At 74.8% G+C, this 14,097-nt stretch carries 16 protein-coding genes and 1 tRNA gene; 9 read left to right on the top strand and 8 right to left on the bottom strand.

Annotation, left to right across the window (positions count from 1 at the left end; all coding sequences use genetic code 11):
• Positions 1-46: 46 nt before the first annotated feature.
• Positions 47-874: an IniB N-terminal domain-containing protein gene (locus PKE99_RS01575; protein WP_037041979.1), complete on the bottom strand. Its 828-nt coding sequence runs from the start codon at positions 872-874 to the stop codon at positions 47-49.
• A 310-nt stretch (positions 875-1,184) separates the two neighbouring features.
• Here PKE99_RS01575 and PKE99_RS01580 point away from each other — a divergent pair, with 310 nt between their 5' ends.
• The 4 genes from PKE99_RS01580 to PKE99_RS01595 all read left to right on the top strand — a co-directional run bounded on the left by PKE99_RS01580 (position 1,185) and on the right by PKE99_RS01595 (position 5,500).
• Positions 1,185-3,248, top strand: coding sequence for an Hsp70 family protein (locus PKE99_RS01580; RefSeq protein ID WP_051736950.1), 2,064 nt, complete (start codon positions 1,185-1,187; stop codon positions 3,246-3,248).
• A gap of 339 nt (positions 3,249-3,587) precedes the next feature.
• Positions 3,588-3,869: a hypothetical protein gene (locus PKE99_RS01585; RefSeq protein WP_156067285.1), complete on the top strand. Its 282-nt coding sequence runs from the start codon at positions 3,588-3,590 to the stop codon at positions 3,867-3,869.
• 56 nt (positions 3,870-3,925) lie between these two features.
• Entirely contained in the window at positions 3,926-4,759 is an 834-nt protein-coding gene (locus tag PKE99_RS01590) for a DMT family transporter (RefSeq protein ID WP_037041976.1), read from the top strand.
• Between the two features lie 27 nt (positions 4,760-4,786).
• The gene (locus PKE99_RS01595; protein WP_037041975.1) at positions 4,787-5,500 is read left to right on the top strand and encodes an alpha/beta fold hydrolase; all 714 of its coding nucleotides are present in this window, start codon (positions 4,787-4,789) and stop codon (positions 5,498-5,500) included.
• Positions 5,501-5,593: 93 nt separating this feature from the next.
• Here the strand turns inward: PKE99_RS01595 and PKE99_RS01600 are convergent, their stop codons facing one another.
• Entirely contained in the window at positions 5,594-6,145 is a 552-nt protein-coding gene (locus tag PKE99_RS01600; RefSeq protein WP_037041973.1) for a dihydrofolate reductase family protein, read from the bottom strand.
• A gap of 79 nt (positions 6,146-6,224) precedes the next feature.
• On the opposite strand from PKE99_RS01600, the gene PKE99_RS01605 reads away from it, so the two are divergent.
• Positions 6,225-6,518, top strand: coding sequence for a hypothetical protein (locus tag PKE99_RS01605; RefSeq protein ID WP_037041971.1), 294 nt, complete (start codon positions 6,225-6,227; stop codon positions 6,516-6,518).
• On the opposite strand, the gene PKE99_RS01610 is transcribed toward PKE99_RS01605, so the two are convergent.
• The 4 genes from PKE99_RS01610 to PKE99_RS01625 form a co-directional block, all read right to left on the bottom strand.
• A complete protein-coding gene (locus tag PKE99_RS01610; protein ID WP_197040501.1) occupies positions 6,519-7,193 on the bottom strand; it encodes a MerR family transcriptional regulator in 675 nt (224 codons plus the stop codon).
• Between the two features lie 29 nt (positions 7,194-7,222).
• Positions 7,223-7,696, bottom strand: coding sequence for a GNAT family N-acetyltransferase (locus tag PKE99_RS01615; protein WP_051736949.1), 474 nt, complete (start codon positions 7,694-7,696; stop codon positions 7,223-7,225).
• 41 nt (positions 7,697-7,737) lie between these two features.
• On the bottom strand, positions 7,738-7,989 hold the full coding sequence (locus PKE99_RS01620; RefSeq protein ID WP_156067282.1) for a hypothetical protein: 252 nt from the start codon (positions 7,987-7,989) through the stop codon (positions 7,738-7,740).
• A gap of 196 nt (positions 7,990-8,185) precedes the next feature.
• A tRNA-Gly gene (locus PKE99_RS01625) sits at positions 8,186-8,256 on the bottom strand.
• A 68-nt stretch (positions 8,257-8,324) separates the two neighbouring features.
• Here PKE99_RS01625 and dcd point away from each other — a divergent pair.
• Positions 8,325-8,906, top strand: coding sequence for a dCTP deaminase (gene dcd / locus PKE99_RS01630; RefSeq protein ID WP_037041966.1), 582 nt, complete (start codon positions 8,325-8,327; stop codon positions 8,904-8,906).
• Between the two features lie 14 nt (positions 8,907-8,920).
• On the opposite strand, the gene PKE99_RS01635 is transcribed toward dcd, so the two are convergent.
• Together PKE99_RS01635 and PKE99_RS01640 are read right to left on the bottom strand one after the other, a co-directional pair.
• Entirely contained in the window at positions 8,921-9,634 is a 714-nt protein-coding gene (locus tag PKE99_RS01635) for an ABC transporter permease (protein WP_037041965.1), read from the bottom strand.
• Positions 9,634-10,584: an ABC transporter ATP-binding protein gene (locus PKE99_RS01640; RefSeq protein ID WP_051737009.1), complete on the bottom strand. Its 951-nt coding sequence runs from the start codon at positions 10,582-10,584 to the stop codon at positions 9,634-9,636. The genes PKE99_RS01635 and PKE99_RS01640 overlap by 1 nt, the downstream gene beginning before the upstream one ends.
• Before the next feature lie 148 nt (positions 10,585-10,732).
• On the opposite strand from PKE99_RS01640, the gene PKE99_RS01645 reads away from it, so the two are divergent.
• From PKE99_RS01645 to PKE99_RS01655, 3 genes are read left to right on the top strand one after another with little or no spacing between them, the layout of a single operon-like run.
• Positions 10,733-11,929 (top strand): sensor histidine kinase, encoded by a 1,197-nt coding sequence (locus tag PKE99_RS01645; RefSeq protein ID WP_051736948.1) that lies wholly within the window; start codon positions 10,733-10,735, stop codon positions 11,927-11,929.
• A complete protein-coding gene (locus tag PKE99_RS01650) occupies positions 11,926-12,540 on the top strand; it encodes a response regulator transcription factor (RefSeq protein WP_037041964.1) in 615 nt (204 codons plus the stop codon). Before PKE99_RS01645 ends, PKE99_RS01650 begins: the two co-directional genes overlap by 4 nt.
• A gap of 40 nt (positions 12,541-12,580) precedes the next feature.
• A complete protein-coding gene (locus tag PKE99_RS01655) occupies positions 12,581-13,801 on the top strand; it encodes a hypothetical protein (RefSeq protein WP_156067277.1) in 1,221 nt (406 codons plus the stop codon).
• The last annotated feature ends 296 nt before the right edge of the window (positions 13,802-14,097 follow it).

Here is a 14,097-nt window from a genome sequence, read left to right on the forward strand (position 1 = left end):
CGTCTCCGTGAAGGTCGTGAAGTCGTGAGGGAGGGAGGAGCGGAGGTCAGCTGACCTCGACGTCGACCTCGTTGCCGCTCAGCACGTTGGTCTCGCTGTCGACGGTGGTGTTGGTCTCCGAGTAGGAGTCCGACTCCTGCGAGAAGGAGACGTCGTTGTCCTGGTTGTAGGAGTCCTCGATCTCGACGCTGGTGTTGGTCTCGTTGCTGACCGAGTTGTACGAGTCGGAGACGTCGTAGTCGCCGGTCGCGGAGCCGCCGACGGAGAGCGCGCCGCCCTCGTCCACCGACACGTCCTCGAAGGAGGCGCTGTTGGCGTTGCCCGTGCCGAAGGCCGTGGTGTTGCCGTCGCCCTCGACCACGTTGTTGTCGTCGCCCACGACGTTGTCGTCGCCGGTGGTGACGACCGAGTCCTCGATGTCGCCGCCGGCCGCAACCGCGCCGTCGCCCGACGCGGTGACCGCGTCGATGTCGATCTCCTGGTCGAAGTCGCCGCCGTCGGTGTCGATCTTCTGGTTCACGGAGTTGTCGACAATGGTGTCGCGGTCGTCGACGTGGTTGTTGGTGACGTACTTGTTGATGTACTCGATCGCGCCCTTGTGGCCGTCGTGGTCACCCTCGTGGTGCCCGCCGCCGTGGTGCGGGGCCGCCGCGGCCGCGACCAGGTGGTTGCTGCCCGTGTCGTAGTTGCGGTCGAAGGACGCGGTGTCGTTGTCCTGGATGAGGACCAGGGCGTCGTGCACGTCCTCGGCGGTCAGGTCCTCGAGGCCGGCCTCGCGGAGCGTCTCGGAGGGGTTGTCGCGGAAGTCCTGCTGGAGCTCAAGGGACTCCTCGTCGTTGCCGATGAGCTTGAGGAGGAACTCGAGAAGCGTCATGGGGATCGTCTCCAGGTGTGGATCGTGTGTGTCGGTGTCGCGCCGGGCGACCCCGGCTGGCGTTGATCCGAAAGGTAGGAGCGCGGGGCGGCCCCGCCATCGGGGATCGGGCACGGTTACCCACCGGGTGGCATAGGGGATCGGGCGGGGGGCCGTTAGGGGCTTCCGGGGCCCGGCACCCCCGGGCGTCACCCGATCGTGTCAGGAGGGGGTCGGGGACGATAACGGCGCAGCTCCGCCACGCGATGGCGACACAGGCGCGCGGGGGCGCGCCGGGGGCAGAGCTGCCGGTTCGGCGGGGGGAACGACGATGGGCTACCAGCTCGGCATCGACCTGGGGGCGACCTACAGCGCGGCGGCCGTGTGCCGGCCCGCGGGCGAGCACTGGGTCGCGCCGGAGATGGTCGCGCTCTCGGGCCGCCGCACGGACGTCCCCTCGGTGCTGTTCGTGGGGCCGGACGGCGAGGTGCTGGTCGGCGACGCCGCCGAGCGCCGCGCGGTCACCGACCCGGACCGCGTGGTCCGCGAGTTCAAGCGGCGCGTGGGGGACTCGACGCCGATCGTCGTCGCCGGGCGGGCCTGGGCGCCGGAGGAGCTGTGCGCCCGGCTGGTCCGCTGGATCGTCGACCAGGTCGCCGATCGCGAGGGCGGCCCCGCCGAGCAGATCGCCGTCACCCACCCCGCCTCGTGGGGCGGGCACAAGCTGGAGCTGATGGCCGAGGCGCTCGACGGGCAGGGCCTCACCGTGACCTTCCTGGCCGAGCCGCAGGCCGCCGCCCTGCACTACGCCGCCGGCGAGCGGGTGGCCGCGGGCTCGACCATCGCGGTCTACGACCTGGGCGGCGGCACCTTCGACGCCGCCGTCGTGCGCAAGACCGACCGCTCCCACTTCGCGCTGCAGGGCCGGCCCGAGGGGATCGAGCGGCTGGGCGGGGTCGACTTCGACCAGGTGGTGTTCGACCACGTCGTCACCGGGCTGCCCGAGGCCTTCGAGGGGCTCGACGAGGCCGACCCGGCCGTGCTCGCGGCCGTCGCCCGGCTGCGGCGCGAGTGCACCGAGGCCAAGGAGGCGCTGTCGGCCGACACCGAGGCGGCGATCCCCGTCCTGCTGCCCGGCCACCGCGGCTCCGTCCGGCTGCACCGCAGTGAGTTCGAGGACGCCATCCGGGACCGGATCGAGGAGACCGTCGAGGCGCTACGCCGGGCCGTCGCCTCCGCCGGGCTGCAGCCCGCGGCGCTCGACGCCGTGCTGCTCGTCGGCGGGTCCTCGCGGGTGCCGCTGGTCGGGCAGTTGGTGTCGCAGGAGCTCGGGCGGCCCGTCGCCGTCGACACCGACCCGAAGAACGCGATCGCGAAGGGCGCCGCACTCGCCGTCTCCCCGCGGCCCACGGCGTCCTGGCCCGCGGTGGCGCTGGCCCCCATCCCCGGGGGGCCCGCGACCCCCACCGGTGGGACGGCCTTCGTGCCCCCTCCGCCGCACCCGCTCACGGACTCCGGCTCGGGCTCGCTGCCCGCGCTCATCGGAGCGACGGTGGCGATCGGCACGCCGCCCTCCGGCGCGACCGGCCCGATCGACGTCGTCGGATCCACCGGTGGCTGGGCGCCCGCCGGCCCGCCGCCCCGTCCCGGGCTGCCCGCCGCACCCGCGGGCCCGGACTGGGAGTACGACCCCGAGCCCGACGGCCGTCGACGCATGCCGGTCGGCCTGCTGGTCGGCCTCGGCGGGGCGCTGGCGGCCGCAGGCATCGTGGCCGCGGCCGTGTTCTGGCCGTCGGCTGCGCCGGCCGTGAGCACCGGCGTCGGCGGGATGAGCGTGCCCACCTCGGGCGCGCCGGCCGCGGACCCCACGACCGCTCCCGTCGACCCGACGGCGGTGAACCAGGCCCCCGCCGGGCAGGCCGGCTCCTCGGCATCGGGCGGGAGTGCGAACACCGGCCGGGCGACCGCGCCTGCCGCGGGCGGGGCGCGCACCCCGGCCGCGGGCGGTGCCGCCCCGGCCGCTCCTGCCGCCCCCGCTCCCGGTCCTGTCGCTCCCGGTCCTGTCGCTCCGGGTCCCGCGGCGCCCGCCCCCGGATCGTCCGCGCCGCCGCCGGCGGGAACGTCGAACCCCCCACCGTCCTCGGGTGCCGACCCGGGCACCGGGACCGGAACCGGGACGGGCAACGACACGGGCAGCGGGTCCGGATCGGGCACCGGGACCGGGACCGGCACCGGGACGGACTCGGGCAGCGGGACGGGTACCGGCACGGGAACGGGTACCGGGACCGGCACCGGGGCGGACCCCTCCACGCCCCCCGCGACCGACGGCGCGCAGACCAGCAGCGCCGCCCCCGCCCCGCCGAGCAGCGCCGCCCCGGTCGCCCCCGCAGCCTGACCCGGCAAAGGCAGCCCCACACCAGCGTTATGGCTCCATAACGCACCGAGGGCAGCCCCACACCAGCGTTATGGCTCCATAACGCACGGAAGGCAGCCCCTCAGCAGCGTTATGGCTCCCTGACGCGCTCGCACCTCGTGCCCCTCCTCCTGCCGGTCCGCTTCGGTGTCCCCCAAGTGGCCGGAAGGAGGCCTCCGGGTGTCCCGTCACCCGTTCCGGGTCTCGGTTGCGTCTCGGCTCCCGTACTCGGCGTGACGTCCCCGGCTCCCCGGCCGATAGTCGGGTGCGGCGCCCCACGAGGGCGCCGCGTCAAGATCGAGTTGTGGGGAGGGACCCGCGGTGGGTCGGCTGGCAGGAGTGGTGATCGGTCTCGAGGCCGCGGCGGTCGTCGTCGCGTATCTCGCCTTCGGGTGGCCGGTGCTGCTGATCGGGATCCCCGCGCTGATCGGTACGGCGTTCGTGCTGCTGTTCGTGCACCTGTCCGAGAAGCCCCGGGCCCGGCTGCAGGAGGCCCGCGCCGCCCGCTACGAGGACGCGCCGGTCCCCGGTGGTCTCATGAGCGGGTTCTTCGAGGTCCCGGCCCCGCGAGCGGTCGTCGAGGTGGATCGCACCCGGGCGTGAGCTGCCGGTGGCCCGCCGTCGTGCCACGGTGGTGAGGTGGCCCGAGGCGTGCACCCGTGCTGACCGGCCTGCTGTTCGCCCTCTGCGCGACCGTCCTCAACAGCGGGGCGGGGCTGCTGCAGTCGGCGGCGGCGCAGCAGACCTCGTCGCGCACGCACCTGGCCCTGCGGCCGATGTACCTGGCCGGCCTGCTGGTCGACGGCCTCGGCTGGATCTGCACCGTGGTCGCGCTGCGGCACCTGCCGGTGTTCGCGGTGCAGGCGGCGCTCGGCCTGTCGATCGCCCTGACGGCCGTCGCGACGTGGGGGCTCTACGGCGTCCGGCTGCGGGCGGTGGACCGGGTGGGCGTCGGGGCCTGTGTCCTCGGGCTCGGGGTGGTCGCGGGGAGTGCGGGCGGTGAGGCCCCGGCGGACTTCTCCGGCACCGCGATCGTCGTGCTGGCCTCGGGGGTGGCGGCGCTGGCCGTCGCCGCGATCGCGGTCTGGCGGCTCTCCGCCGCGTGGCCGCTGTCGTTCATCGCGGGCCTGGGCTTCGGCGGGACGTCGCTGGCGGTCCGCGCCGTGCACGTCGCGCCCGACGCCGGGTTCGACGTCGGCCAGCTCGCCGGCCAGCCGGCGACGTACCTGATCGGGCTGTACTGGGTCATCGGGATCACCTGCTACTCGCGGGCGCTGGCGATCGGCAGCCTCGCCGGCGTCACGGCGGTGTTCTCGGTGACCGAGGTGATCGCGCCCGGCCTCGTGGGCATCGTGCTGCTCGGCGACCCGATCCGGAGCGGGTGGATCGTCCCGTTCGCGGCGGGCCTCGTCGTGGCGGTCGCGGGTGTGGTGGCCCTCGCGAATGCGCCGACGCCCCCGACCGTGCATCGTCGGCGCCGGCACGTCCGCTGAGAGCCGAGGGAGCACGGAGGAGCATCGATGCCGACCTTCACCCGCGACGGGGTGACCCTGCACTACCAGGAGCACGGCTCCGGGTTCCCGGTGCTCCTGCTGGCCCCCGGCGGGCTGCGGTCCACGATCGACGCCTGGCAGCGCGCCCCGTGGAACCCGATCGACGAGCTCGCCCCGCTCTACCGCGTGATCGCGATGGACCAGCGCAACGCCGGCGGCGGCTCCGCCGGCCCGGTCACCGCCGCGGACGGCTGGGACACCTACACCGCCGACCAGCTCGCCGTGCTCGACCACGCGGGCGCCGAGCGGGCGCACGTGCTGGGTATGTGCATCGGCGGCGCGTTCATCGCCAACCTGCTGCGGACGGCGCCGGACCGATTCACGGCGGCCGTGGCGCTGCAGCCCATCGGCCTGTCCGACAACCGCGGGCGGTTCCACGAGATGGTGCAGGGCTGGGGCGAGGAGCGCGGGATCCCCGCCGAGGACCTCACCGGCTTCGGGGACAACCTCTACGGGGGCGACGACGTGCTGTGGAGCGTCTCCGACGCCGAGGTCGAGCGCTTCGACACCCCGATCCTCGTGCTCATGGGCAACGACGAGTTCCACCCGCCGGCCGCCTCGCGCACCCTGGCGCGGCTGGCACCGAACGCGTCGCTCCTGGAGACCTGGAAGGACCCGGACAGCATCCCGATGGCACAGAAGGCCGTCGCGGAGTTCCTGGCCGCGAACACCCCGGCCTGAGATCCGTTCTCTCCACGACGGCGGGTGCCCGGTCCGCCAGGATCGCCCTGTGGCGGCGGAAGGCGCCCGCCCGGCGGTGCGCGACCGGGACGGTCAGGCGCGGTAGGTCTGGGCCACGACGTCGCCGAAGCGGGTGACGTCGGCCAGGCGCAGCGACACCTTGGACCGGTCCCCGGGCCAGAACCGCAGCCCGCCGCCGATCGCGACCGGGAAGACCTGCAGCCGCAGCTCGTCGACCAGCCCGGCGGCGAGAAGGGTCCGGACCAGCGTGGCGCTGCCGTTGACCAGCAGCGGCCCGCCGTCGCCCTTCCTCAGCTCGGTCACCGCGTCGACGACGTCGCCCACCAGCGGGCGCGCGTTCCACGTCAGCTCCTCCGGGCGCGAGGTGGCCACGTACTTGGGCAGCGCCGTCATCCGCTCGGCGAACGCCCCCTCGCGCTGCGGCCACGAGCCCACGAAGCTCTCGTAGGTGGTGCGGCCGAGCAGCAACCCACCCGCCTCGACGACCTCCCGGTACTTGAACTCGAAGAGCTCGGGCCTGGCGTACTCCGGGACCCAGTTGGTGTGCGGGTGCGTCGGCTCGCCGCCGGGCGCCTCCATCACGCCGTCGAGCGTCACGAACTCGCTCACCACGATCTCGCGCATGGGTGCCGTCCTCTCCTGCCTCCGATGGCCCCCGGTCGACCGCCGGACGCCCGGGAACTCATCGGCCTATCGTGGCGGCATGACGAGCTGGGTCCCCGACGCGTGCACGCTCCCCACCGAGGAGCGTCCGCTGCGGGTCGCGGAGTTCGACACGCTCCTGTCCACCGGGGTCACCGAGATGGTCCGCGTCGACGCCGGGCACGTTCGGCTCACGCTGCGCCCGGAGCGGGTGGCCGAGGCCGCGGACCTGGTCGCGCGGGAGAGCGCCTGTTGCTCGTTCTTCGCCTTCACCCTCGCCGGGACGGTGCTCGACGTCCGGGTGCCCGAGGCGCACGTCGGCGTACTCGACGGGCTGGTCGCGCGGGTGAGCTGATCACGGCTCCAGGAACGCGTGGAGCAGGGCGGCGCCGCGGAGCATGGCGCGGGCCCGGGTGTCGTGGGCGGCGCGCCGCTCCGCCACGGCCGCCCGCAGCGCGTCGGGGCTCCCGGTGCGGTGCAGCCCGTCGAGCACCGGCCGGATCCGCGCGAACGGGTAGTGGCCCTGCCGGAGCAGCCGCACGATCTGCGCGTCCCGGATGTCGGCGGCCCCGTACCGGCGGGCGCGGCCGATCCGCTCGCGCTGCGGCGCGAGCAGCCCCGCGGCCTCCCACACCCGCAGCGCCGACGGCCGCACGCCGAGCCGACGGGCGAGCTCGCCGACGGACAGGGGCGGCCCGGGTGGCGCCTGCGGCTCGGCCCCGGCGAGCACCTCCAGCGCGGCGGCGGCCTCGTCGGTGGCCAGGCGTTGGGCGTGCAGGCCGGCGTGGCTCTCGTCGAGCAGCCGGAAGGCCCGGGTGGTGTCGCCCGCGTGCACGGCGTGCATCACCGCCGTCGCGGTGGGATGGCCGTGGCCGACGGCCAGTGCGCGGTACGCCAGCAGCGCGCGCAGGTGCGTCCCGTCGTAGGCCCGGTAGCCCGACGGCGTCCGCGGGACCGGCGGCAGCACGCCGGCGTCCTCGTGGTTGCGGACCTGCTGCGTCGAGATGCCCGCGGCGCGCGCCAGGTCCACGGGACGCAGGCGGGTGCGGGTCGGCTGCCTCACAGGGTGCGGAAGTACCGCACGGAGGGCAGCGCCGTGTAGCCGCAGTGCTCGTACAGCCCCCGGGCCGCCGCGTGCCCCGGGTCCCCGCCGGTCTCGACCATCGCGACCGTGCTGCCGCGCTCGCGCAGCCGGGCCGTCGCGTGCTCGGTGAGGGCCCGCCCGACCCCGTGCCGGTGGTGGGCCGGGTCCACGGCGACCATGTGGATCTCCCCGGTCGTGTCGTCGAGCGAGTGCAGGGCGACGAACCCGGCCACCCGCCCGTCGACCTCGGCGACCCAGGCCTCCATGTCGGCACAGGCCTGCGCGACGGCCCCGGCCTGCGCGGTCCGCCAGTCCGGGTAGTAGGCCTCGTACACCCCCGACCCGGCCAGCACCCGCTCCATCGAGGCGAACACGGGTTCCCACGCCCGCAACGACAGCGCGACCACGGCCTCGCGGTCCCCGGCGGTGAACGGACGCAGCTGCACCATCCGGGCATCGTGCCCGGGTGCGTGCCGGCCGCAAAGCGACTTCAGGCGGCGCGGTCCAGCGCGACCGGCAGGGTGAGCCAGGCGCGGCGCTCGAGCAACCGGTCCAGGTCGGCCTGCCACGTCGCGACGGCGGCGGGGGCCCGGCCGGCGTCGCGGGCGATGCGGCCGCGCAGCCGGGCGAGGTGCCGGTCGAGGCTGACGAGGTCGGGGCAGTGGTAGCGATCCCTCGAGCCCTGCACGCTGAGCAGCGGGTCGAGGTGCCGGGCGGGGGCGAACGGAGCGGTGGTGAGCACGGTGTCCTCCGGGTGTCGGTGCTGACCGTGCGAGGGTCGCGAACCGGGCGGACCGCCGGCGTCGGCGAGCGCTGCCCACACCGGACCGCGAGGTGCCCAACCGACGGCGGCGATGATGCCCACGCGGGGCGTGCGGAGCGCGGGAACCCCGAGAACGACGAAAGCCCAGGCCTGTGACCTGGGCTTTCGGAGTGAGAGCGGATGACGGGAATCGAACCCGCGTATTCAGCTTGGGAAGCTGATGTTCTACCATTGAACTACATCCGCAGTGCGTGAGAGCGACTCTAGCATCCCCGCTGCGGCCCTCGATCCACCTCCCCGGATAGGCTGCGGGCGTGTTGCTCTCGGACCGCGACCTGCGCAAGGAGCTCGAGTCCGGGCGCCTCGGGCTCGACCCGTGGGACGAGGCGATGCTGCAGCCGTCGAGCATCGACGTGCGGCTGGACCGCTTCTTCCGGGTCTTCCAGAACTCCCGCTACACCCACATCGACCCGTCGATCCAGCAGGACGAGCTCACCACGCCGGTCGAGACCGCCGACGGGGACACCTTCGTGCTGCACCCCGGGGAGTTCGTCCTCGGGTCGACGTTCGAGCAGGTCAGCCTGCCGGACGACCTGGCGGGGCGGCTCGAGGGCAAGTCCAGCCTCGGCCGGCTGGGCCTGCTCACCCACTCGACAGCAGGGTTCATCGACCCGGGCTTCACCGGCCACATCACGCTCGAGCTGTCCAACGTCGCGAACCTGCCGATCACGCTCTGGCCGGGCATGAAGATCGGGCAGCTGTGCCTGTTCCGGCTGTCCAGCCCCGCGGAGCGGCCCTACGGCAGCGAGGGCGTCGGCTCCCGCTACCAGGGGCAGCGGGGCCCGACGCCCTCGCGCGCGTGGAAGAACTTCCACAAGGTCGACACCCGGCGCTGAGTCGACCCGAGGGGTCAGACCGCGGCCACCCGCGCGTCCCATCGGAAGTTGCGGGTGGCCAGCCAGCCGAACAGCACCGGCCACGCGACCAGCGAGACCAGGGCGTACGGCGTCCACGGCGCACCGTAGGCCACCCGGCTCAGCGCGCCGATCGCCCCGCCCGGCAGCAGCGCGAGGATGTCGGGCCAGCCGCCCGCCGGGATCACGGCGATGATCACCGCGGACCCGACCACCACGAAGAACAGCGGCAGCGTGGTGATCTGCGCCCGCTCGGCCGAGGGCGTCACGATCGCGGTGGCGAGTGCCGCCGTCGTCACCAGCGCGAGGCCGCCCAGGACGGCGAGCAGCAGCGCGAGCGGCGCGCTCGGTGCCGGCAGGCCGGCCACGACATCGAACACCCCGAACAGGATCAGCTGCGCCAGGGCCAGCACGGCCGCGGGCCCGACGGTCCCGACCAGCAGCCCGCCGTCGGAGATCCCGCTGGTCCGGAAACGCTTGAGCACGCGGGACTGCCGGCGCGCGACCAGCGTCTGCGTCCCACCGACGTACACCCCCATCCCGAGCGCGAACACGATCTGCATGGCGACGACGTAGGTCGGCGCGTCGATCTGGCTGAAGGTCAGGAAGACGCCGAGGGCGAGCGGCACGACCAGCACGGACGTCAGCATCGTGCGGTTGCGCAGGATCAGCTTCAGCTCGGACCAGACCAGTGCGGTGACGCGGTCCATCACGCCTCCTCGGGTGCCGACGCGGTGTCCGAGTCGGTGCGGATCGAGTGGTAGATGTCGGCGAGCGACGCCGGCGCGGCCCGCAGGTCGGACAGCCGGATCCCGTGGTCGGCCGCCCAGGCCAGGAACGCGGTGAGGTCGCGTTGCAGATCCGTGGTGCCGACCCGGACCGTCCGGCCCTCCAGCACCGCGCCGTCGGGCGGCGTGACGCCCTCGGGGAGCGTCGCCGAGAACCCGGCCGGTCGGCTCGCGAGGATCTGCTCGAGTGTTCCGGACACGGCCAGCCGCCCCTCGTGCATGATCGCGACCCGGTCGGCCAGCGCCTCCGCCTCCTCCAGGTAGTGCGTGGTGAGGACGACCGTGCGGCCGGCCTCCTGCAGCTCCTGGATCGCGTCCCAGGTGCGGCGCCGGGACCCCGGGTCGAGGCCGGTCGTCGGCTCGTCGAGGACGACCAGCTCGGGCGAGCCCCACACCGCCGTCGCCAGGTCGAGGCGCCGCTTCTCGCCGCCGGACAGGGCACCGACGCGCACGTCGCGGCGGTGCCCCAGGTCGAAGCGCTCCAGCAGCCGGTCGGGCCGGTCCGGACGGACCGCCAGCTTCCCCCACAGCTCGAGCGTCTCCCCGACCGTCAGCTCCTCGACGAACCCGCCCTCCTGCAGCTGGATCCCCATCCGCGCCCGCAGCTCGTCGCGCTGGGTGCCCGGGTCGAAGCCGAGCACCGAGACCTCGCCCCCGCTGCGCCGCTGGAACCCCTCGAGCACCTCGAGCGTGGTCGTCTTGCCCGCGCCGTTGGTGCCCAGCAGCGCGAACACCTCGCCGCGCAGGACCTCGAGGTCGACCCCCCGGACGGCCTCGAACGTCCCGTACCGCACCTGCAGCCCCCGTACCCGGATGGCCGTGTCGCGTCCCCCCGCACCGGCCACCGCCGGCTCGCTCACCGTCTCCGTCATGACCACCACGGTGCCCGGCCGCCGGGGTGCCGCGGTAGGCGCGCGCATCACACGTCCTGCTGACGCTGTGCACGGCTGGCGATGACAGCTGTCATCGGTCCCGTCGCAGGTCGGGACCGGGCCGGACGTCTCGGATACCGTCGGCGGTGTGACGACCGACCGCCCGCCGACCGCCGAGCCGAAGGGGCGGCTCGCCGCCGAGGAGCGGCAGGTCCGCGCGGCGCGCCGGTTCAGCCGGATCGGGCTGCTCATGACCGTCGGCTGGCTGCTGCTCGTGCCCGCGTTCGTGCTGTGGACGGGGCTGCCGGAGCCCGCCTGGCTGGCCGCGCTCGTCCCGCTCTACCTGGCGGCGATGGTGCTGCACCTGATCCGGATCCGGCGGTACGTGCGGTCGCTCGGCACCCCAGCCTCGCCCGTGTTCGTGACCGCCGCGTGCGCGGTGGGCCTGGCGATCACGCTCGTCGGCGTCGCCTCGTCCTGGGCCGGGTGGACCTGGGCGCTGGTGGCCGGGATCCTCCTGGGCGACGTCGTCGCGGGCCGGCGGGCGCGGGTGATCGCCCTGTGGGTGGTCGCGTCGGCCGCGGTGGTGGTCGCGCTGACCTACGCCCTCGGCGCGCTCGTGCGGCCCAGCATCGAGGGGGTTCCGATCTCGCCGTGGTTCGCGGCCGGGATCGCCGGGTTCTACGTGGCGAGCATGTGGTGCCTCGACGTCGAGCGGCTGTGGTGGTTCAAGGCCGTCACCGACCTCGACGACTCGCGCCGCACCGCCGCCGAGCTCGCCACCGCCCGCGAACGGCTCCGGCTCGCCGACGACCTGCACGACATCCTCGGGCACGCGCTCGAGGTCGTCGCCTTCAAGAGCGAGCTCGCCGCCCGGCTGCTGGAGGCCGACCCCGACCGGGCGCGGTCCGAGATGGACGAGGTGCAACGGGTGGCGCGCGAGTCGTTGACCGAGGTCAGGGCCCTGGTCCGGAGCACCCGGGACACCGACCTCGCCATCGAGCTCGCGGGGGCGCGGGCGGTCCTCGGCTCCGCCGGGGTGGCGCTGGAGGTGCGCGGCGACCCCGACGCCGTCGCGCCGGCCGCCCGCAACGTCCTCGGCCGCGTGCTGCGCGAGGCCATGACCAACGTCCTGCGGCACGCCGAGCCGAGCCGCTGCACCATCGAGATCGGCGCGGACCGGCTGGTCGTGTGCAACGACGGCGTGTCCGGCCCCGGCGACGGCGCCGGTACGGGGCTCGCCGGGCTGGAGCGCTACCTGGAGGAACACGCCGGGCGGCTCGCCGCCGGCTGCGACGGGCGGGGCGGCTACCGGCTCGAGGCGGTTCTGGGGAGCGGCCGGTGATCCGGCTGGTCCTCGCCGACGACGAGTCGCTCACCCGGGGAGCCGTCGGTGCCCTGCTCAACCTCGAAGCCGACCTGACCGTGGTCGCCGAGGCGTCCTCGGGCGACGAGGCGGTGGCGGCGATCGCCGCGCAGGAGCCGGACGTCGCGGTCCTCGACGTCGAGATGCCCGGCCTCGACGGTGCCGAGGTCGCCCAGTGGGTGCAGGCGAACGCGCCGGGCGTCCGGTGCATCGTGCTGACCCGGCACGCCCGGCCCGGGGTGCTGCGGCGCGCGCTGGCCGCCGGGGCGGCGGGCTTCGTGACGAAGAGTGCGCCCGCCTCGCTGCTCGCCGACGTGATCCGGCGGGTGCACGGCGGCGGCCGCTACGTCGACCCCGACCTGGCCATGACCGCCCTGACCACGGAGGACTGCCCGCTCACCGAGCGGGAGCTGCAGGTCCTGCGCAGCGTCGGGCAGGTGGGGCCGGCGGGCACGGCGGGCGACATCGCCGCGCGCGTGCACCTCTCCGCCGGCACCGTCCGCAACTACCTGTCCTCGGCGATGCAGAAGCTCGGCGTCGCGACGCGGGTGGAGGCGCTGGAGCGGGCCCGCGACCACGGCTGGTTGTGAGGCCGCTACCGGACGCAGCGGGTCGCTAGGCTGGGCGCCGATGGAGCGCCGCGACCCTGCAGCCCGCCCCGACCCCCCCACCGGGACGGGGGCGTGGCGCAGTGGGCGGCACGCCCCGGCGCGGCGCCCGGTCGAGGACCCGAGCGACGTCGCCGCGTCGGGGTCCTTGGACGAGCGTCCCGATCCCGAGGCCCAGGTCGCGCGGCGGGACGAGGGCGACTCCGTTGCGCAGCGGGACCAGGCCGGACGGAACCGGGGCGAGCTGGTCCCGATCGAGCTGGTCCCGGGTGACCGGGACCAGGCCGGACGAGACCGGGTCGGTTCGGAGCGGGACGAACGCGGCGCTCCCCGGGACGGGGACGGGCCGGGGCGTTCGTCGGGCTCCGCCGGAGGACCCGACCCGAGCGGGCGGGAGCCGCGCGGGGACCGGGCGCCGGCGGCGGAGGCGTTGCGGAGGTTCCGCCCCCGGAGCTGGCGCGGGGCGATCGGGCTCGGGATCCTGGGCGCGGCGGCCCTGCTGTTCCTCTTCGTGGCGTTCGACGACCAGGCCCGCTGGTGGGTACCGGTCGCGGCCGGGCTCGTGGTGCTCGTGCTCCTGGCGCTGCTGCGGCTGGACCGGCTGCTCAAGGGCTGGACCTGGCACGTCGCCGGGATCGCGATGCTGGCCGGGCTCGTGCACGAGACCGCCGGCAACCCGTGGTCCTGGGCCTTCGCCGCGAGCATCGGGGTGCTGATCGCCGGGCTGCTGCGCTTGCCGCGGTGGCAGCTCGCAGCCGTCGGGGCGGCGTTGTGTCTGGTGTCGTTCGTGGGCTACCAGTTCCGCGCCGCCGAGGTCCGCGACCAGGAGGCGCAGATCGCGCAGCAGGCCGGGACGCAGATGCGGGCGGGCTTCGGCTACGACCGCCCCGACCTGGTGCTGACCAAGCTCGGCGAGGGCCTGACCCCGGCCGACCCGGAGGCGGTGTGCCGGCTCCTCGACCCCGCCGCGCAGACGCAGCTGGCGCAGACCACCGGCACCGCCGACTGCGCCGCGGGGGTCGGCGTGGCCGCGACCCGTGTGCCCGCGGGCAGCCCGACCTCCGCGCCCCGCGCCTCCACCTCGCCCACCCCGGTCCCGCCGCCGGGCACCGTCCTCGCGCTCGACGGCTGCTCCACCGCCTGGGGCCTCGCCGTCCCCGCACTGGGCACCGTCGAGGTGGTGCGCACGGAGAACACCGCCAAGGCCACCTGGCGGGTCGCGAGCTTCCGCCCCTGCCCCTGACCCTCGCCACCTCAGCGGCACTCCCGCGAGTCGCGCTCCGACAGCCCGCCGGACTCCGCAAGATCACTGTTCGGGACCACGCCTGGCCAAGGGCGGCCCCGAACGGTCCGGAACGACGATCACGGCTCCTCCGCGGTGCCACTCCGACGACGCGTCATGATCACCCTCGGTCCGCCGTATCCCGAGACCGGGAACGACTGCGCCCGACCGTGACCTCCGATGATCACGTCCGCCTCGTCCCACGACTGCGCCCGCCGGCGTCCCCACCCACACAGCACCCCCGAGAACGCCACCGG

Origin of the sequence: Pseudonocardia halophobica (genome assembly GCF_027922425.1) — a bacterium.
Classification (GTDB): Bacteria; Actinomycetota; Actinomycetes; order Mycobacteriales; family Pseudonocardiaceae; genus Pseudonocardia; species Pseudonocardia halophobica.